This is a genomic window from Streptomyces sp. NPDC005017 (assembly GCF_042873115.1).
In the GTDB taxonomy this organism is placed as follows: Bacteria; Actinomycetota; Actinomycetes; order Streptomycetales; family Streptomycetaceae; genus Streptomyces.
This window is the reverse complement of record NZ_JBIALD010000002.1, coordinates 189,047-207,493: the sequence shown is the minus strand read 5'-3', so window position 1 is coordinate 207,493 and position 18,447 is coordinate 189,047. Positions and strand designations below refer to the sequence as shown.

The window sequence follows — 18,447 nt, the reverse complement described above, 5'->3', positions numbered from 1 at the left end:
TGGAAAGTCCAACGACATGTCTAGACTGCGTCGCATGCCACCTCGCCGAAGCTACGACCAGTACTGCTCCGCCGGCCGGGCACTCGACGCCGTGGGCGACCGCTGGACCCTGCTGATCGTCCGTGAGCTGCTCGCCGGTCCCCGCCGCTACACGGACCTGCACGCGGACCTGCCGGGCGTCAGCACGGACGTGCTCGCCTCCCGGCTGAGGGACATGGAGCGCGACGGTCTGACGACGCGGCGCCGGCTGCCGCCGCCCGGCGCGGCCCACGTCTACGAACTCACCCCGCACGGCCGCGCCCTGCTCCCGGTACTGCTCGCGCTCGGCACCTGGGGACAGGGCGAACTGGCCGAGCGCAGACCGACGGACGCGGTCCGCGCCCACTGGTTCGCGCTGCCGCTGCTGCGACTGCTGGACGGCGAGGGCCTGGTCGAGGTGCGGCTGGAGGAGGGGGACTTCCATCTGCACGTCGGCGCGGCGGACGGACCGGCCTACGGCCACGGGCCCGCCCCCCGCGACCCGGACGCGCGGCTGGAGATGGACGCCGGGACCTGCCTGGCCGTCGTACGGGGCGAACTGGACCTCGCCGAGGCCGTGCGGGCCGGGAAGGCCGGGGTGAGCGGTGACGGGGCGATCGCCGCGTCCCTGCGGGAGGGCTGAGAAAAGCGCGGGGCCCGCCGTGCGCGTCACGCACGGCGGGCCCTCGGTGTGCTCCGGGCTCCCGGATCAGGCTCCCGGAGGGACGTGCGTCGGCCGGCCCGCACCCCGGGTCAGCCGGTAGCCGCCGATGCCGGCGAGCGCGGCCAGCACACCGCCGACGCCCGTCCACACCCAGCGGTCGGACCACCAGCCCGAGGCCCAGCCGTCCTCCGGCTCGATGGCGGACAGCACCGCCGCGGCCGAGTCCTCGTCCTCCTCGGCGGAGTTCGCGGCCTCCATGGCGACGCCCGGCACCAGCGGCTCGCCGAGCGAGCCGTCCACCGCGGCCGCGCCGCCGATCTCCTTGGCGTCCACCCGCACCTCGGCGCCGACCGGCAGGCCCCGGTCGGCGGCACCAAGGCCCACGGCGCTCAGCCGGACGTAGTACGTGCCCGGCAGCGGGTCGTTCGCCCACGGCTCCGACCAGGCGCGCACGGTCCGCATCACACAGGCCAGTTCGACCGAGGCCGTGCCCGGCGCGGCCGTCCGCGTCTGCTTGCCGTACTGGCACGCCTGGCGGCGGCGCAGCCCGTCGTAGACCTCCACCTGCCAGGTCTCGCCGGTGTGCGCCTCGGGGAGCTTCACCGTCGCCCGGACCTCCGGCCGCTGACCGGCGTCCGCCGGGAAGGACCAGTACAGGAAGTCACCCGTGGAGCCGTTCGCCGTGGCCGTCTGGCCCTGGTCGATCTCGGCCGCCGTACGGAACGACGTACCCGCCTCGGTGGGCGCGCCGCTGTCCCCGGACGGGCTGGCCGACGGGGTGGAGTCCGCCGCGGCGGGCGCGGCGGCCAGGCCCAGCATCAGCAGGGCCGTGCCGAACATCCTCGTGAAACGCATCAGTTGGTCCTCCAGACCGCGACCCGCCAGCGCGACAGCCAGCCCCACAGCAGACCGGCCACGAACCCGGTCAGGATCAGCGCGCCCAGCAGCCACCAGCCGCGCCCGAGACCGAAGGAGGCCACGTCGTCGGAGTCACCGGGGCCGTCGACGACGTCCACGGTCAGTTCCAGCGGCAGACCGGGCGTGGTCTCCACACCGGCCGCCGCGGCGAAGGAGTGCGTCACCTGGACGCAGACGCCCTCGGCCGGCGCGTCCTCCTCGTCGCCCTCCGTCTTCGGATAGCGCAGACCCGTCGAGATCACGTCCGTACGGCCGTTGCCCGACGCCTCGCCGCGCACGATCTCCCGGCCGTGCACGGTCACCGCCCGCAGCAGCACACCGTAGGACGGGGCGACGGCCCGGTCGGCGGCCACGCTCGCCGAGACGCGCAGCTCCTTGCCCGGCTCCACGTCCACCCGGTACCAGCGCTGCTGCCCGAACTCCGCCCGGTCGGTGTAGAGGCCGGACTTCAGCACGGGCGCCTTCGCGCACGCCTCGGCGCCCTCGGTGGCCACCGGCGTGACCACCGGATCGGCCGCCCGGTCCACCAACTGGTTGACCTTGTCGGTGAGTTCGTCGGTGTGCTCGACGGAGGAGTAGGTGCCGCCCGTGGCCTCGGCGATACAGCTGAGCTGCTGGCGCATCTTGGCGTTGGGCACCAGGCCCAGCGTGTCGATGGTCAGGCCGATGCCGCGGGCGGCTATCTGCCGGGCGACCTCGCACGGGTCCAGCGGGGCGCAGGTGTCCTCGCCGTCGCTGATCAGCACGATGCGCTTGGAGCCGGAGCCGCCCTCGAGGTCGTCGGCCGCCTTCAGCAGCGCAGGGCCGATCGGGGTCCAGCCGGTGGGCGTGAGGGTCGCCACCGCCGTCTTGGCCTCGGTCCGGTCCAGCGGCCCGACCGGGTAGAGCTGCGCGGTGTCCTTGCAGCCCGTCTTCTGGTCGTCGCCCGGGTAGTTGGCGCCGAGGGTGCGGATACCCAGCAGCACCTCCTCCGGCGTGGCGTCGAGGACCTCGTTGAAGGCCTGCTTCGCCGCGGCCATCCGCGACTGGCCGTCGATGTCCCGGGCCCGCATCGAGCCGCTGACGTCGAGGACCAGATTCACCTTGGGCGCGAGGGCCGTGGTCTCGTCGGCGACGGCCCCGGACGGGACCGCGATCCCGGCGGCCAGGGCGGCGAACAGGACGCAGACTCCTGCCGCCAGCCGTTTTCTTGTGATCATCGGCGGATCCTATTGAGCCCGGGTGACGATCTTCAAAGCGGGGTCCGGCCCTGAGACGGGGCGGCTCCTCTCGGCCGCTCCTCGCCCCGCCGTCAGCCCAGCGGATTCGGCAGGTTCGTCCACTGATCGCCCGGCGTACCCGGTGACAGCCGCATCAGCGTCAACGCCTTGGCGGGCAGCGGCCCACCCGTCAGCGCGTCGAGATCCGGCGTGCGCGGCAGATCCCGTACCGCCTCGCCGAGGGCCGCGCCCAGCGCCCGCCCCGAACCCGTCGTCCCCGCCAGCGCGCCCGCGACCAGCGAACCGAACAGCTTGCGGCGCAGGTCCGGCACCTCGTCGGTGAGAATCCGCCCGGGCATCCCCCCGGGCAGCGGAACCCCGTGCCGGGCCAGGCGTTCCGGGCTCACCCGGATGTCGGCCAGATCGCGGTACACCAGCCGCAGCGGAGCCCCCGCCGCGGACAGGACGACCAGCAGGTTCTGCCCGTGCGCCTCCAGCGCCACGCCCAGCCGGAGCAGCCGCAGCCCCACCGTGAGCGCCAGCCGCGCGAACCGCGCCGACCACTGCGGGTCGTCCGGCAGACCGGTGGCGGGCAGCGCGGCCACCGGCACCACCCGCTCGTCCCCGGCCGCGTACACCGACGGCGACTCCCGCAGCATCGCGGCCAGTTCGGGCGAGCCGGCCGTGGCCGCGCCCAGCGTTCGGGTGACGTGCAGCAGCCCGTCCGAGCGTGCCGCGAGCGACTCGCCGAACTCCGACAGCGCCGCCGACGCGACCACCGAGCCCACCGAGATGTCCCGCACCGAGGACGTCAGCCGCGCGCTGAGCGCGGTCTTCACATGTGGCCCGCCGGGGATCTCCAGGGTGCGCAACGACATCAGTGGCCGCGCCTCTGGACCCTGCCCCGGCGTCTGCTTCAGCACATGCCCGGCCTGCCAGGGATGCACCGGGATCAGCAGCCGCCCGCCGTCCCGCAGTTCGGTGGGCCACTCGCCCGACACCAGACACCGCTCCGCGGCGGCCGGCACCAGCCCGAGCCGCACCACCTGGCCGTGCTCTGGCGCGTACGCCAGCTGATCGGCCACCGAGAACCCGGGCCGGGAACGGCAGTTGGGGTGATACGGGTGCCCGTCCACCACCCGCCGCTCCCACTCCCAGCCGTGCACCGGCCAACCGGGGCCGTACTGGGCCCGGTTGGCCCGGGACAGCGCCAGCGACACCGCGCTGTGGTCGAGTTCCGTCGCCAGACCGGCCCCGTCCGGGACCGCCAGCGCGTCCATCAGCAGCGCCGGATCGCCGTACTCCCGCTCGTCCAGCCGTACGACGGTGACATACGCGTCGGTGGCGTACGGGTCGGGCACCGGGCCGCGCAGCGGCCGGCCGTCGCGCAGCCGCAGGGTCAGCCCGTCCGGGTCCTGCTCGCGGCGCTCCACCCACGGCAGCGGGTCGTACGCGAGCCCGCGCCACAGCCGGGTCAGCACCGCGGCACGCGCACCCGGCAGTGCGGCCGTGAACCGGCCCAGCAGGTCGGGCCGTACGACGGCCAGCTCGGCGGCCGCCGCGGGCTCGGCGGTCAGGGATCGGTGCACGTCGGGCTCCTCGGGTACGGGAGTGAGAGCGTACGACGGTCACGCCGGGGCGTGACGAAGGAGATACTGATCGTTCCCGCCCGAACCGACCGCAGAGAACGAGTGGATCGCGTGCATGACCTGCCCCCGCCCGCCGGTGACGACGCCGCAGCCGCCGACGGCACCGCGCCGGACGACGCCGCGCACCGCGACGGCGTCGCCGCGCGCGCCGACGCCGTCGCGGCCGCGCCGCTCCTCAACTGCCTGCTGCGGGAGGTGGCGCGGCCGCTGGAGCGGGACGGGGAGTGGTCCGTGCACCGGCTGCCGGGCGGCCGGCTGCTGCGGGTGCGCGGCACCCGGCGGCCCGCCGACGCGCAGGTCCGCGCGGACGGCGGCTGGCGTTCCCTGGACCACGCCGAGCTGGTGAAGCTCGTCGTCGAGGAGCTGACCGCGCACACCGGCCGCTCCAGCCACGAACTGCCCGCGGAGATCGCCGCCAGCCGCGACGCGGTCGCCGCGATCCTCGCCGCCCGCGCCCGTGCCACCCCGCCGCGCGGCCTCTATCTGCGCTCCGAGCAGTCCCTGGTCACCGGCCACCCCCACCACCCCGCCCCCAAGGCGCGCGGCGGCGGCCCCGCGAGCGCCTGGCTGCCCTACGCGCCGGAGGCCTACGCCCGCTTCCCCGTGGTGCTGCTCGGGCTGCGCGAGGACGAGGTCGCGGAGGAGGGCGACACCTCGGCGCTGGACGCGCTCGGCGAGGCCCCGCCCGGCTACCGGCTGCTGCCCGCGCACCCCTGGCAACTCGACCTGACGGGAAGGGAACTGGCCCCGGCCTTCGCCGACGGGCGCCTCGTCCGGCTCGGCACGACCGGTTTCCCGCTGTGGCCGACGGCGGCGATCCGCACGCTGTACACGCCCGAGCGGGACCTGTTCCTCAAGTTCAGCCTGGACGTGCGCATCACCAACGACGTCCGCCGGCTGTGGCGCCACGACCTGCTGAAGCTGCGCCGCACCGACGAGGCCACCGCGCAGGCCTTCACGGCCGCCCCGGGGAACGCCGCCTGGCTCGGCGACCTCGGCTACCGCACCGCCCGGTTCGCCTTCGAGGAACTCGCCGTCCTGGTCCGCGAGGGCTTCACCGGCCGTCTGCCGCCCGGCACGGAACCGGTGCTCTGCGCCGGTCTGGTGGAGGGCTTCGACGGCAGTCCGCTGGACCGCGCCGCGGACCCGGCCGCCTGGTGGGAGGCCTATCTGCGGGCCGTCGTGCCCCCGGCCCTGGCGGCCTTCGCGGACCACGGGGTGGTCGTCGAGGCGCACCTGCAGAACACGCTCGTCGCCGTGGACGCCCACGGCACCCCGGTGCAGGCCCTGTTCCGGGACGCCGAGGGGGTGAAGGTGCTGTCCGACGTGGACCGCGCGGCGGGCTGGGAGCGCCTCGTGTACTGCCTGGTCGTCAACCACCTGATGGAGATGGCCGCCGCGCTCGCCGAGCGCGCACCCGGCCTCGACCCGTGGCCCGCCGTACGCCGTGAACTCGCCCGGCACGACCTGCCGGAGGCGGCCGCGCTGCTCGCCTCGCCCACCCTGCCCGGCAAGACGAACCTGCTGCTGCGCTGGACCGGCGCCGACGGGGCCGACGCGCGCTACCGGCCGCTGGCGAACCCGCTCGCCGGGGGGTGAGGGGCGGGCCGCCCGAGGGCCGGGCCGTCACCGCCGGGCGGGCCGCCCGCGGGACATCCCCCGGGCGGGCCGTCCGCAGGCCGGCATGCCGCTGACATGCCGCCCCGACGTGCGGGCCGCCCGCGGGTCGGCACGCCGCTGACATGCCGCCCCGACGGCACCTCGCTGACATGCCGCTGACGCGTCATCCCGCCCGCACCTCGCTGATGGCGCGCCCCGTGACCTGGTGCGGTCCGGCACCGCCCGGGTCCGGCCCGACCGTCATGTCCTTCCGACCGGCCTACCACCGACCGTTTCTGACGGGTGCTGACGCGTCTCTGACGCTCCGGCTGCCGACGGGCCTGGGCAGTCGTTCACAGCTCCTTGCGCATACAGGCCCTCGGCCACCGGTCCAGCCCGTGCGCGGCCTCCGCGGCCCTGATCTCCCGCAGTCCGGGCGTCAGTTCCGCCTCGGGGAGAAGGCGGAAGCCGAGCTTCTCGTAGTACGGCCCGTTCCACACGACCTCGGTGAACGTGGTCAGGGTCAGTGCCGGGGCGCCCTGGGCCCTGGCCCAGTCGGCCGCGTGGCCGATGAGGTCGCGGCCGATGCGCCGGCCGGCGTGGTCGGGGTGGACCGACACCTGCTCGACGTGGCCGCTGCCGTCGACCAGGTCCGCGATCAGGTAGGCCACCGGCAGGTCGTCACCGTCCGCCCAGACCCATGCGCGGCCCCCCTCCTGGTACTCACCCAGTACCTTGAGCGACGGCGGTTCGTCCTCGGCGACGGCGACCATGCCGATGTCGGCGAAGCACTTGCCGGCGGCCCGCTCGATGTCCTGCAGGAGCGGCAGCTCCCTGGCTGTGGCTGGTCGGATCATGGTTCTCCTTCGCCGGTGCACTTGCTCGTCGGACGGCTACGGGTAGTCACCGTAGCCGTTCTCCCAGTCAGGGCGGAAAGCGGAACCGCGAGTCCCGGAAATCCGGGAATGCCTTTCTGTCGGTAAGTCGCCCGGTCCGGCCCCCATACGCCGCCCGGTCCGGGGCAAGATCAGTTGGACAGTGAACAGGAAAGCGCCCGGTAAATCTTTTCTCTCGCTCTTGGAGTGTGCTCTACTGGGGCCGTCCCGAGGCGCGGAGCATCGACGGGGAGGCTCTGGAAAAACGTTCAATAGTGCGTCGTCGCGAAACCGGACCCGACCTTCCGGATTCGCCGCCGACGGGATGGAGATACTCACCGCCATCGCCCGGTGTGCCACGGATCGAGCCGCGATCCATGGCTGTTGCCCGAGGTGACCGGTTTCCCCGGTGTGTGAGAAATCGAATTCGTACGCCTTGAAAGGCACACCTGTGTCAAAAATCAACGAATCGGCGTGAGCGGATCCTCCGGTGAACCGGTGGACGGTCCTACGACACAACGCGGGGGCGGGTGGTTATGGAATCAGTCAAGGGCGGGGCGCGGGGGAAGGGTAATCCGGGCTCGCCGCACTTGCCGTCGATCGTCACCTATGACGGGGTGCGCTGGGTGGACTTCCGCAAGGAGCTGAAGCCGCGCTACGGCGTCGTGTGGCGGGACATCGGGCTCTGCTACGCGTTCCTCGCCCTCGGCGTCCTGGCCGTCGCCGCCACCCCGCGAGGGCCGGCCTGGACGACGGCGGCGCTGGTCGCGGCCGCGGCCTGCTGGACCGGCTACTGGCTGCACTCCCTGTTCCTCTTCGGCCACGAGGCGGCCCACACCAACCTCGCGCCGAGGCGCAGGACGAACGACCGCCTCGGCGACTGGTTCGTCTGGCTCCTCTACGGCTCCACGACCGTCAACTACCGCTTCACCCACATGGCGCACCACGCCCACCTCGGCGACCACGAGGACACGGAGACCACCTACCACCTGTGTCTTTCCGTGCTCAACATGCTGAAGGCGGTGACCGGCGTCCATGTGCTGGAGGTCCTGCTGCGCAAACGCGAGCAGAGCGAGAAGCGCGGCGAGAGCCGGGCGAGGTCCACCCGGACCTCCAGCGGCGTACTGGCCTCCCTGCGCTCGTTCGCCGTCCACGCGGGCCTCGTGGCCGGCCTGTTCCTCGGCGGGGCCGAGCTCGCCGCCCTCACCTGGATCATCGCGGTCGCGACGGTGTTCCCGCTGCTGGCGACCGTGCGGACGATCGTCGAGCACCGCCATCTCGACGCCCCCTGCGACACCGACTTCTCGGTGGAGCTCCACGGGCCGGTGAACCGCCTCTTCGGTACCGGGCCGCTGGCGCGCACTTTCGGGGCCGCGGGATTCAACCAGCATCTGCTGCACCACTGGGACCCCGCGATCTCGTACACCCGATTCGCGGAGATGGAAGAGTTCTTCGCCCGCACACCCCTCGCGGCGGAGATGGAGGCCAGTCGTATCGGATACGGAACGGCTGTCAGAGCGCTGATACTGGAGGCTCGTCGTGGCTGAGAAGTTGATGGCCTGCCCCATTTGCGGGGAGACCTCGGTCGAATTGTTCGGCAAGGCGTACGACAAGGAATACTTCACCAGCGACCAGGAATACAGTTACGCCCGCTGCCCCTCCTGCACGGCCGTATATCTGGATTCCCCGCCGGCCGACCGCCTCGACGAGATCTACCCGCCGAACTATTACTCCTACGGCGGTATCGCGGAATCGACCACCTTCACCGAGCGCATCAAGGAGCGGCTCGACGGCCGTATGCTCAAGAAGGTGCTCAAAGGAATTCCGGGTAGAAAGCTCCGGGTTCTCGACGTGGGGGGCGGCTCCGGCTGGCTGCTGACCACCGTGCGCGGCGTGGACAAGCGGGTCACCGAGACCCACGAGGTCGACCTCCAGGAGGCCGCCGCGCCGATCGCCGAGGCCGCCGGGCACGTCTACCACTGCATGCCCATCGAGGAGTTCAAGTCGGACGAGCCGTTCGACCTGATCCTGATGATGAGCATCATCGAGCACGTGCCCGACCCGCGCAGGGTCATGGAGGCGATGAACGGCCTGCTCTCGGAGCACGGTGTCCTGCTGATGAAGACTCCGAACACCGACACCGTCGACGCCAGGCTGTTCCGCCATCGCAACTGGGGCGGACTGCACTGCCCCCGGCACTTCGTGCTCTTCACCGAGCCCGGACTCGACCGCCTGGGCGCCGAGGTGGGGCTGCGGAAGTCGGACAGCTACTACACACAGGGCGCGCCCCAGTGGGCGATCAGTGTGATGGCGTGGCTGAGCGACCGCGGCTGGATCAAGGTCACCCCGCAGAAGCCCGCCTACACGAACGTCGTGTACGAGCCGCTGACCGCGTTCTTCGCCGTCGTCGACTTCCTGCGGGCCCGGTTCGCCCCCACCGCCCAGATGATGATCAGTTTCAAGCGGGCCCGCTGACGGCCGGCCGTCCGACTCACGACTGTAGGGACACCATGAGCCACGAACCCAACGCGCACCGAGGCGAGCCGGCCGACCGAGTGGACCTGAGCTTCGTCATCCCCATGTACAACGAGGAGGACATCGCCCGGGAGGCCGTGGAGCGGGCCGTGACCGTCGGCAAGAACTGGGGCCGCTCCTTCGAGGTGCTCGCGGTAGACGACGGCAGCTCGGACTCCACCGCGCGCGTCCTCGCCGAACTGCGGGCCACCACACCGGAGTTCCGCTGGGTGCAGCTGCGCCCCAACTGCGGACAGCCCGCCTCCAGCAAGGCCGGGATGATCGCGGCGCGCGGTGACGTGGTGTGCGTCCTGGACGCCGACATGCAGACCCCGCCGGAGATCGTGCCGCAGCTCGTGGCCGCACTGGACCAGGCCGGGCCCGAGGTCGCCGCGGTGTTCGGGGTGACCTCGACCCGCAAGCGCGACGACCCGGCACGGCTGCTGGTCGGACAGGCCGTCTTCTACTTCCTGGAGACGACCTTCGGCAGGCACCCCATCCCGCACGGCGCCAGCTCCTTCTTCGTCATGCGCCAGGACGTCGCCCGCAGGCTCGGCCGGCTCACCTTCACCAAGGGCAACGTCGGCGCGATCATGGCCGCCCTCGGGCTCGGCATGCGCACGGTGAACTACGTCAAGCCCAAGAGCTACCGCGACGACTCCCGGCTCGGCCTGCGCGGCCATGTCGAGGAGGCGGTCGGCTCCCTCGCGCTGACGGGCGTACTGACCCGGTTCGGCATCACCGGCGGTGCCGTCGCCGCGCTCACGGCACGGCGCTCCCGCTCCCGCCTCGCACGGACGGCGGCCGGCGTCACCGCGGTGGCGGCGCTGGGCTCCGTGGCCGCGGCCGAATGGTTCAACCGGCGTTCCCTGCGGGTCGCCACCACCGAACTGCCGATCTTCGAAGGGGAAGCGGCGCACGACTGAGCACGGCCTGACACCGACAACGCCCAGTCCATGCCGGACGGTGCCCTCGGCATGCCCCGAGGCGGACGGAAACCACGATGAAAGGGGGGAACATGCGAGTTGCGGCCATCGGTCAGGGCTTTGTGGGTCTGCCGCTCTCCATCGCCATGGCGTCCTCGGGCCACACCCTGTACGGGGTCGAGACGAACCCGGACCGGTTCGAGTCCCTGCGGGCCTGCCGGTCGTACATCGGCGACGTCACCGACGACGAACTGCGCACGGAGACCGGGAACGGGCGCTACCTGCCGGTGCCGGACCTGGCCGAGGTGCCGGAGGTCGACGTCTACGTGATCTCCGTGCCCACGCCGCTGACCGAGGACAAGCTGCCCGATCTCGTCCATGTGGACCGGGCGCTGGCCCAGATCGCCGAGGTCGCCCGGCCCGGCGTCCTGATCGTGATCGAGTCCACGGTCTACCCGAGGGCGACCCGCGACCACATCGCGCCGCTGTTCGAGAAGCTGTCGGGCCTGAGGTCGGGCACGGACGTGTTCTTCGCCTACAGCCCCGACCGGGTCGACCCGGGCCGCGACATCGAGCTGTGCGACATACCCAAACTGGTCTCCGGCCTGGACGACAAGGCGCTCGAACTGGTCCGGAACTTCTACGGCTCGGTCTTCAAGGAGGTCGTGCCGGTCACCAGCTGCGAGGTGGCGGAGTTCACCAAGCTCCTCGAGAACACCTTCCGCTACCTCAACATCGCCTTCGTCAACGAACTCAGCAAGGCCACCTCGGAGATGGACATCAGCCTGCGCGAGGTCGTCTCCGCGGCGTCCACCAAGCCGTACGGGTTCATGCCGTTCCACCACGGGCCCGGCGTCGGCGGACACTGCCTGCCCAACAACGTGCACTACCTCAGCCACGCGCTGAACTCCGCGGGACACAAGAGCGAACTACTCGCCGCCGCCGCCGAGATCAACGAGTCGATGCCGCGCCATGTGATGCGCCGGCTCGCCCTGTCGCTCGAACAACGGGGCAAGACCCTCCAGGGCGCGACCGTGCTCATCCTCGGCGTCGCGTTCAAGGCCGGGGTCGCCGACTCACGCAACTCGCCCGCCTTCGCGATCGGCGCCGAACTCGTCAGCATGGGCACCACGGTGAAGGTCACCGACCCCTGGCTCGGCATCGACATGGCCGCCGACACCTTCACCGCGGTCGAGCTGACCGCGGAGGAGTGCCGGGACGCCGACGCCGTCCTGCTGGTCACCGACCACGACGAGATCGACTACGAGACCGTCCTCGCCTCCTCCCGCCTCGTCTTCGACTGCCGCGGCGTGATCGGCGCACCGGAGGTCGAGCAGCTGTGAACGCCAGTCTGCGCCTGACCTTCGACGGCACGCGCCGCGGCCAGATCGACCGGCGCTGGGCCCGCGAACTCGGCGGCCTGGAGGCGTACGTCTTCGACGGCGGCGACCTCGAGCACGAGGACCAGTGGCGCGTGCTCGACGGCAACCTCCGCCACGCCCGCCGGATCGCCCGCGAACTGACCCTGCACTTCCCGACGGAGAACGCCGACTGGGTCGCCGACCGGGTGGTCTACGACCGGCTGCGCCGGTTCTGCGAACTGGCCGCCGACACCGGCGCGCAGGGTGTCGTCCTGCACGCCAACCAGTTCGTGGAACTGGCCGACTGGCCCGGGTTCGACCTCGCGGGCGCCCGTGCGAAGGCCGTCGAGAAGCTCGCCCGGCTGGACGAGGACCTGGCCGGCGTCCCGGTCTGGATCGGCGTCGAGAACCTGCCGGTCATCGGCGCGCAGGGCATCGACTTCGACTCCGTATTCGTCACACCGGAGGACTTCGGCCCGCTCGCCGAGCTGGGCTCGGAGCGGATCGGCGTCACCTGGGACGTGTGCCACTGGGCCGTGTCGTACTCCACGCTGAGCGCGATCGCCCGCCTGGAGCGACGGCCCGTGCCCGTGGGGCCGTACGAGCTGCCCCGACTGCCCGTCAAGCACGTCCACTTCGCCTCGTTCGCCGGTCACGCCATGCCCGGCTGGCCGGAGCAGTGCACCGAGGGCGTACCGCCGCAGGACGGCTCGATCGGCCAGGACCTGCTCGCAGGGATGCTCGCCGCGGCGGTCGAGGCCGCCCTCGGCGCGGCGTGCGCCGAGGGCCGGACACCCGGGGTCGTCCTCGAGGTGCAGGAGGACGACTACGAGGGCCGCAAGAACTGCTGGAAGACCCGCGACTGGCTGGCGGGCGACCCCCGGCTCGCCGCGCTCGTCGACTGTTCGGGGAGCGAGCGGTGACCGACTCCGACCTCCCCTACGCGCGCCCCTACTGGGACGCCGACGAGGCCTCCGCCCTCATGACGGCCCTGGAGTCCGGCTTCTGGACCAACGGCGGCCAGGTCGCCCGGTTCGAGGAGGCCCTGGGCCGGATCACCGGCGCCCCCACCGTGACCCTGTCGAGCGGCACCGCCGCCCTGCACGCCGTGCTGCACGTCCTCGGACGCCAGGCGACCGGGCCCCGGCTGCTGATCACCCCGGCCCTGAACTTCGCCGCCGCCGCGGCCTCGGCCCGGCTGCTCGGCTGGGACGTCGCCGTGGCCGACGTGACCGCGGACGACCTCACCCTCTGCCCGGTCCGGCTCGCTGAACTCCTGGACCGCGTGCACCGCGACTACGCCCGGATCGTCGTCCTGCCCGTGCACTACGCCGGGCACGGCGCCGACATGCCCGCGCTGTCCTCGCTGTGCGACCGCTACGGCGCCGACCTCGTCGAGGACGCCTGCCACGCCGTCGGCGGCACCTACGACGGCACTTTGCCCATCGGGTCCTGGCCGGGCTCCCGCGCCGCCTGCTTCAGCTTCCACCCGACCAAGCCCGTCGCGGCCGGCGAGGGCGGCGCCGTCAGCACCGCGGACCCCGTGCTGCTGGACGAGCTGCGGCGGCTGCGCAACCACGACATGCGGCCGGTCGACGCCCACGACGGCGACCTCGGTCCCTGGCCCTACACCATCGAGCGGCCCGGCATGAACCTGCGCCTGTCGGAGTTCAACGCCGCCGTCGGCGTGGCCCAGGCCCACCGGGCCGAGGAGTCCCGGCGCGAACGGGCCAGGCTGGCCGACCGGTACCACGAGGCCCTGGACGGCCTGCCGTACGTCCGCGTCGTACCACCCCGCAGACGCCCCGGGTCGGCCCACCACCTGTTCCCCGTCGTCTTCGACGTGGCCGCCCTCGGCCTGGCCAAGAAGGACCTGCTGGCCGGCTTCCTCGACCGCCGCATCCGCTGCCAGGTCCACTACACGCCCCTGCACCGGCTGCCCGCCTTCGCGGACGTCCCGCCCCGGCTCAGGACGCCGCTCACCACCGTCGACACCGCCTTCGCGGGGCTGGTCTCGCTCCCGCTGTGGCGCGGCATGACCGACGCCGACTGCGACCGGGTCGTCGACGCGGTCACCGAGACCGTGCACGGATCGACTCGACGAGCAAGGGGAAGGTCATGAGCAACCAGCACACGGCGCCGCGCACGCTGATCACGGGCGGCTTCGGCTTCCTGTCGACCTGGGTCGCCGCGGGCCTGCTCCGCTCGGGCCACCGCGTGGTCCTGGTCGACAACCGCGAGCCCGACGGCACACCGGCCTCCCTGTCCGGCCTGCTCGACGACCCCTCCGTCGAGACCGGCACGGCCGACATCACCGAACGCGGCTCCCTCGACCGGTTCGGCGAGGTCGACCATGTCGTCCACGCCGCCGCGCTCCTCGGCGTGAACAAGGTCCGCGCTTCACCCCGTGAGACCCTGCGCGTCAACGTCGACGGCACCGCCGTCGCCCTGGACTACGCCGTGCGCCAGTCGCACCTGAGCCGCTTCGTGCTGCTGAGCACCAGCGAGGTGTACGGCGGCGACGCCAAGGGCGCCAAGGAGAGCGAGTGGCTGTCGGTCGCCGTCGGCGACCCGCGCTGGTCCTACGCCGTCAGCAAGGTCACCGCCGAGTCCATGACCGCCGCCTGCGGCACCGAGGACGGCCTCCCCTTCGCGATCGTCCGGCCGTTCAACGTGTACGGCCCGCTGCGGACCGGCTCCTACGCCGTCGGCGCGCTCGCCGCGCGGGCGGTCGCCGGAGAGCCGGTCACCGTGCACGGCGACGGCTCCCAGTCGCGGGCCTGGTGCCACGCCGAGGACTTCGCCTTCGGACTCGTCAGCACCCTGCACACGCCGGCCGCCGCCGGCGAGGCCTTCAACATCGGCGACGACACCAACGACCTGACCATGAGCGAACTGGGCCGCCTCACCGCCGAGCTGAGCGGCACCGGCGCCGAGGTCCGGTACGTCCCGCACACCGGCCCGGACATCCGATCGCGCAGGCCCGACCTCACCAAGGCCCGCACCCTGCTCGGCTACGAGCCGCGCCGTGACTTCAAGGCGGGGCTGCGGGAGACCGTCGAATGGGTGCGCGGCGGCAGCGGCGTCATGCCCCTGCGCCTGGAGCGCACCGACTGGCCGCGGGGGAACACCGCGCCGGCGGGTGCGGCGGCGTCGTGATACTCGACCAGTCGGAGACGTCCGACCTGTGGTACGCGCCCGTGCCGCACCGCCCGGCCGGCTACCTCCACCCGTCCCGTATGACGGCCGGCCGCCTCGCCGCGACGCTGCGCGCGGCGGCCCGGCCGCGACACACCCTGACGGGCCTGGCCGGCCTGCTGCGTGAGCACGCCGGACGCGACCGGTGTCTCCTCGCCGCGACCGGGCGCGCCGCGCTCGCCCACGCCGTGCAGCACACCGGCGCCCGCGAGGTCGTGCTCTCCACGTTCAACTGCCCCGCCGTGGCCGACGCCGTCCTCGCGGCGGGCGCCCGGCCGGTCCTGGTGGACACCGACCCGGTGACGGGCCCGGCGTACACCTCGGCCGACCTCGACGGCCGCGCGGTGATCCTCACCAACGGGCTCGGCCTCGACGAATGGCGTGCCCACGCGGCACGGATCACCGAACGCGGCGGCGTCGTCCTGCTGGACCTCGCGCAGGCGGGCCTCTCGCCGAGAGTGCTGCGCCGCTTCCGCGGCACCTCCTGCCCGGTCGTGCTCAGCTTCGGCGAGGGCAAGCAGCTGGGCGGGCTCGGCGGGGGCGCGCTGCTCACCTCGGCGCCGGGCACCGGTGAGAACGGGCTGCGCTCCGGAGGCGGACTCGCCGCCCTGCGCAGGGCGGTGACCGCCCGGCTCGTCTCCCACGCCCCAGGCGCGGTGCGCACGGCGGTGGCGCGTGCCCAGTCCCGTACACCCGGCTGGTCGCACACCAAGGCCGACCATCTGCCCGCCGAGGCGGGCCCGGTGGACTTCGGCGCGCCCTCGCGCTGGGAGGCCGCGGCGGCCGCCGCGCTGCTGCGGACCGCGGACCGCGTCGCGGACCGGGCCGCCTCCCTGCACCAGCGGGTACGCGCGGCGGTCACCGCGGAACTGACGACCTGCCGGCCGCTGGACTCCGACCCCGACCTCGGCCCCGGCATCGAGCTCCTCTTCCACCGCCCGGGCCGGCGCTTCCTGTTCGCCAGGGCACTGGCGGAACACGGGGTGCCGAGCACCTGGAACTACTACCCGCTGCACCGCCTCAAGCCGTACGCGCCTTATGCCGCGGGCCCGTTGGCGGGCGCCGACTCGCTGTGGCCGCGTGTGCTGACCGTGCCCAAGCAGCCGCAGCCACGGCTCACGGCACCTCTGCTGGTGGCCGCGCTGCTGGCGGCCGACCGCGCGGTCCGGCGGCAGGAGGCCGGCCATGACTGACCTCCGCGAGGGGTACGCCGTGTCGGTCCTGCCGGAGTCCGGCTGGGACGCACGGCTGGCCGGGGCGCGGGAGACCCTGCCGTTCGCCCGCACCCACTGGCTCGCCCTCGGCCTGAAGGGCTCGCCGGGTCTGCGGTTCAGCCCGACGGTGGTGGAGTGGGGCCGGTCCGGCGAACTGCTGCTCCCGCTGTGCGTGTCCGGCACCCGTGCGCAGATCGGCTGCTACGGCTACGGCTCGGTGGCCGTGTCGGCCGACTGGCGCGGCGCGCTGCCCGACTTCGCCGACCTCGCCGAAGCGGTGTGCCGGGAGCGGGAGTTGACGGAGCTCACGACCCTGCTGCCGCCCGCCGAAGCCTTCCCGGGCCCGGAGCCGACGGCGCACTGGACGACCCGGCCGGGCCGCGACACCTATCTCCTCGACCTCACCCCGGGCGTGGACGCGCTCTGGCGGGCGGCGCGCGGCCGATGCCGTACCGCCGTACGCCGGGCGGAGGCGCTCGGGCTCGTCGCGGCGGCCGCCGAGCCCGGTCACGGCACGGAACTAGCCCGTCTGTACGGGCAGACGCTCGGCCGGCACGGCATCGGAACGGCCCTCGCCGCGACGGACGTCGAGTTCCTCACGCGGGGCGGTGACACGCTCACCACCGTGGTGAGCGACCGGGACGGGGTCCAGGCGGCGTCCGTGTTCGCGGTGGGCGGGCGGGCCGCGTTCCACCTCATGCAGCTGACCTCCGAGCGGGGGCGCGCGGCCAACGCCGGTCACCTGGCGTTCTGGACGGCCGTGGCGGAGCTCGCCCGGCGCGGGACCGGTACCGCCGACCTCGGCGCGGCGGCGGGGGAGGGCCAGGCCGGGTTCAAGACGGGCTGGGGCGCCTCGGCCGCCGCGGCCCGGACCGTCCGGTGGCCGCACGGGACCCAGCGGACCGGCGAAGGACAGGAGGAGGCCCGGTGATCATCAGCGCGCATCAGCCCGCCTACCTGCCCTGGCTCGGCTACTTCGCCAAGATCGCCCGCTCGGACCTGTTCGTGCTGCACGACCGCAGCCGTATCGGCCGGCGCAACATGCTCAACCGCAACAAGATCGGCGGCCCCGGCGGCGAACTGCTGCTGACCATCCCCCTCGACCACGAGGACCTGCGGGCCGAGGCCCCCCTCGACGAGGTGCGGCTGGTCGACGACGGCTGGCGGCGCAGGCACTGGAAGGCCGTCCAGATGGCCTACCGGCGCGCACCCCACTTCCGTGCGCACGCGGAGTTCCTGGAGGCGTACTACGCGACCGAGTTCGCCACGCTGGGCGAGGTCTGCCTGCCGTTCATCGACTACTGCCTCGACCAGCTGAAGATCGACTGCCCGGTGCACCGGATCTCGGAGCTGGACCTGCCCGAGTTCGACCGGCGGACGATCATCCCCGTCCTGTGCGAGCGGTTCGGCGCGGACACCTTCATCGCGGGCCCGAACGCCGTCGACTACCTGGACCCGTCGCTCCTCGACGGCATCGAGATCGAGTACTTCCACTACGCGCACCCCGAATACCCGCAGACCACAAAGGAGTTCCGGTCCCATCTGTCGGTGCTGGACCTGCTCATGCACTGCGGACCGGAGAGCGCCGACATCGTCAGGGGGACCACGTCATGAGCACCGTGCTCGCCGTCGTCGCACATCCCGACGACGAAGTCATCGGCCCCGGCGGCACGTTGGCGAAGCACGCCAAGGCCGGCGACGAGGTGCACGTCCTGATCCTCGCCGACGGCAAGACGTCACGCGCCGACGACCCCGCCCCCGAGGCCAGTGCCGCGGCCTCCGCCCAGGAGGCGGCCGACTCCGCCGCCGTCCTCGGAACCGCCGCCGTGCACCGGCTGGACCTCGCCGACAACCAGCTCGACACCTACCCGCTGCTGACCCTCGCGCAACAGGTGAGCGCGGTCGTCGAGCGCGTCGCCCCGCACACCGTGTACACCCACCACGGCGGCGACCTCAACGTCGACCACGAACTGACCGCCCGGGCCTGCATGATCGCCTGCCGGCCGCATGTCAGCCCGGTGCGCTGGCTGCTCGGATTCTCCACCCTGTCGGCCACCGACGCCGGGTACGCGGGCCGCGACCCGTTCGTGCCGGCCGTCTACAGCGACATCACCGACAGCCTGGACCGCAAGCTCGACGCGATGCGCGCCTACGCGTCCGAGCTGCGGGACTTCCCCCACCCGCGCTCCCTGAAGGCCATCACCGCCCAGGCCGAGCTGTTCGGCGCGCACGCGGGCACCGCCGCCGCCGAGGCGTTCAGCGTGCTGCGCGGGACATGGCAGCCGTAGCGGCCGAAGCCGTGGGAGCAGTCG

17 protein-coding genes are annotated in these 18,447 nt (G+C 72.9%); 13 read left to right on the top strand and 4 right to left on the bottom strand.

The annotated features are described in order from the left end of the window. Nucleotides 1–34: 34 nt before the first annotated feature. Entirely contained in the window at nt 35–661 is a 627-nt protein-coding gene (locus tag ACFYR0_RS03735) for a winged helix-turn-helix transcriptional regulator (protein ID WP_389321507.1), read from the top strand. Between the two features lie 66 nt (nt 662–727). On the opposite strand, the gene ACFYR0_RS03730 is transcribed toward ACFYR0_RS03735, so the two are convergent. The 3 genes from ACFYR0_RS03730 to ACFYR0_RS03720 form a co-directional block, all read right to left on the bottom strand. Continuing rightward, nucleotides 728–1,537: a hypothetical protein gene (locus ACFYR0_RS03730; RefSeq protein ID WP_389321505.1), complete on the bottom strand. Its 810-nt coding sequence runs from the start codon at nt 1,535–1,537 to the stop codon at nt 728–730. Then, complete coding sequence (locus tag ACFYR0_RS03725; protein ID WP_389321503.1) at nt 1,537–2,799, bottom strand: VWA domain-containing protein; 1,263 nt, start codon at nt 2,797–2,799, stop codon at nt 1,537–1,539. The genes ACFYR0_RS03730 and ACFYR0_RS03725 overlap by 1 nt, the downstream gene beginning before the upstream one ends. Before the next feature lie 92 nt (nt 2,800–2,891). Next, nucleotides 2,892–4,388 carry an IucA/IucC family protein gene (locus tag ACFYR0_RS03720; RefSeq protein ID WP_389321501.1) on the bottom strand — a complete coding sequence of 499 codons (1,497 nt, stop codon included), beginning with the start codon at nt 4,386–4,388 and terminating at the stop codon, nt 2,892–2,894. A 102-nt stretch (nt 4,389–4,490) separates the two neighbouring features. Here ACFYR0_RS03720 and ACFYR0_RS03715 point away from each other — a divergent pair, with 102 nt between their 5' ends. Beyond that, nucleotides 4,491–6,047, top strand: a complete 1,557-nt coding sequence (locus ACFYR0_RS03715) for an IucA/IucC family protein (protein ID WP_389321499.1) — start codon at nt 4,491–4,493, stop codon at nt 6,045–6,047. 353 nt (nt 6,048–6,400) lie between these two features. Here the strand turns inward: ACFYR0_RS03715 and ACFYR0_RS03710 are convergent, their stop codons facing one another. Further along, nucleotides 6,401–6,904: a GNAT family N-acetyltransferase gene (locus ACFYR0_RS03710; RefSeq protein ID WP_389321497.1), complete on the bottom strand. Its 504-nt coding sequence runs from the start codon at nt 6,902–6,904 to the stop codon at nt 6,401–6,403. Nucleotides 6,905–7,512: 608 nt separating this feature from the next. Between ACFYR0_RS03710 and ACFYR0_RS03705 the strand changes: the two genes are divergently transcribed. The 11 genes from ACFYR0_RS03705 (at nt 7,513) to ACFYR0_RS03655 (ending at nt 18,423) form a co-directional block, all read left to right on the top strand. Next, nucleotides 7,513–8,469, top strand: coding sequence for a fatty acid desaturase family protein (locus ACFYR0_RS03705; RefSeq protein ID WP_389321495.1), 957 nt, complete (start codon nt 7,513–7,515; stop codon nt 8,467–8,469). Beyond that, complete coding sequence (locus tag ACFYR0_RS03700; protein ID WP_389321493.1) at nt 8,462–9,397, top strand: class I SAM-dependent methyltransferase; 936 nt, start codon at nt 8,462–8,464, stop codon at nt 9,395–9,397. The genes ACFYR0_RS03705 and ACFYR0_RS03700 overlap by 8 nt, the downstream gene beginning before the upstream one ends. Nucleotides 9,398–9,432: 35 nt before the next feature. Continuing rightward, entirely contained in the window at nt 9,433–10,362 is a 930-nt protein-coding gene (locus ACFYR0_RS03695; RefSeq protein ID WP_389321491.1) for a glycosyltransferase, read from the top strand. 92 nt (nt 10,363–10,454) lie between these two features. Beyond that, entirely contained in the window at nt 10,455–11,705 is a 1,251-nt protein-coding gene (locus ACFYR0_RS03690) for a nucleotide sugar dehydrogenase (protein ID WP_389321489.1), read from the top strand. Continuing rightward, the gene (locus ACFYR0_RS03685) at nt 11,702–12,646 is read left to right on the top strand and encodes a sugar phosphate isomerase/epimerase family protein (RefSeq protein WP_389321487.1); all 945 of its coding nucleotides are present in this window, start codon (nt 11,702–11,704) and stop codon (nt 12,644–12,646) included. The genes ACFYR0_RS03690 and ACFYR0_RS03685 overlap by 4 nt, the downstream gene beginning before the upstream one ends. Then, nucleotides 12,643–13,845, top strand: a complete 1,203-nt coding sequence (locus ACFYR0_RS03680; protein ID WP_389321485.1) for a DegT/DnrJ/EryC1/StrS family aminotransferase — start codon at nt 12,643–12,645, stop codon at nt 13,843–13,845. Before ACFYR0_RS03685 ends, ACFYR0_RS03680 begins: the two co-directional genes overlap by 4 nt. Further along, nucleotides 13,842–14,882 (top strand): NAD-dependent epimerase/dehydratase family protein, encoded by a 1,041-nt coding sequence (locus ACFYR0_RS03675; protein ID WP_389321483.1) that lies wholly within the window; start codon nt 13,842–13,844, stop codon nt 14,880–14,882. Before ACFYR0_RS03680 ends, ACFYR0_RS03675 begins: the two co-directional genes overlap by 4 nt. Beyond that, on the top strand, nt 14,879–16,114 hold the full coding sequence (locus ACFYR0_RS03670) for a DegT/DnrJ/EryC1/StrS family aminotransferase (RefSeq protein WP_389321481.1): 1,236 nt from the start codon (nt 14,879–14,881) through the stop codon (nt 16,112–16,114). Before ACFYR0_RS03675 ends, ACFYR0_RS03670 begins: the two co-directional genes overlap by 4 nt. Then, a complete protein-coding gene (locus ACFYR0_RS03665; RefSeq protein WP_389321479.1) occupies nt 16,107–17,066 on the top strand; it encodes a hypothetical protein in 960 nt (319 codons plus the stop codon). Before ACFYR0_RS03670 ends, ACFYR0_RS03665 begins: the two co-directional genes overlap by 8 nt. Then, a complete protein-coding gene (locus tag ACFYR0_RS03660; RefSeq protein ID WP_389321477.1) occupies nt 17,063–17,749 on the top strand; it encodes a WbqC family protein in 687 nt (228 codons plus the stop codon). Before ACFYR0_RS03665 ends, ACFYR0_RS03660 begins: the two co-directional genes overlap by 4 nt. After that, nucleotides 17,746–18,423, top strand: a complete 678-nt coding sequence (locus ACFYR0_RS03655) for a PIG-L deacetylase family protein (RefSeq protein WP_389321475.1) — start codon at nt 17,746–17,748, stop codon at nt 18,421–18,423. Before ACFYR0_RS03660 ends, ACFYR0_RS03655 begins: the two co-directional genes overlap by 4 nt. Nucleotides 18,424–18,447 lie beyond the last annotated feature (24 nt).

Coding starts and splice junctions, on each gene's coding strand:
- ACFYR0_RS03665 (WP_389321479.1), top strand. CDS start 16,107: ATGACTGACCTCCGCGAGGGGTACGCCGTGTCGGTCCTGCCGGAGTCC.
- ACFYR0_RS03710 (WP_389321497.1), bottom strand. CDS start 6,904: ATGATCCGACCAGCCACAGCCAGGGAGCTGCCGCTCCTGCAGGACATC.
- ACFYR0_RS03655 (WP_389321475.1), top strand. CDS start 17,746: ATGAGCACCGTGCTCGCCGTCGTCGCACATCCCGACGACGAAGTCATC.
- ACFYR0_RS03675 (WP_389321483.1), top strand. CDS start 13,842: ATGAGCAACCAGCACACGGCGCCGCGCACGCTGATCACGGGCGGCTTC.
- ACFYR0_RS03695 (WP_389321491.1), top strand. CDS start 9,433: ATGAGCCACGAACCCAACGCGCACCGAGGCGAGCCGGCCGACCGAGTG.
- ACFYR0_RS03730 (WP_389321505.1), bottom strand. CDS start 1,537: ATGCGTTTCACGAGGATGTTCGGCACGGCCCTGCTGATGCTGGGCCTG.
- ACFYR0_RS03690 (WP_389321489.1), top strand. CDS start 10,455: ATGCGAGTTGCGGCCATCGGTCAGGGCTTTGTGGGTCTGCCGCTCTCC.
- ACFYR0_RS03725 (WP_389321503.1), bottom strand. CDS start 2,799: ATGATCACAAGAAAACGGCTGGCGGCAGGAGTCTGCGTCCTGTTCGCC.
- ACFYR0_RS03735 (WP_389321507.1), top strand. CDS start 35: ATGCCACCTCGCCGAAGCTACGACCAGTACTGCTCCGCCGGCCGGGCA.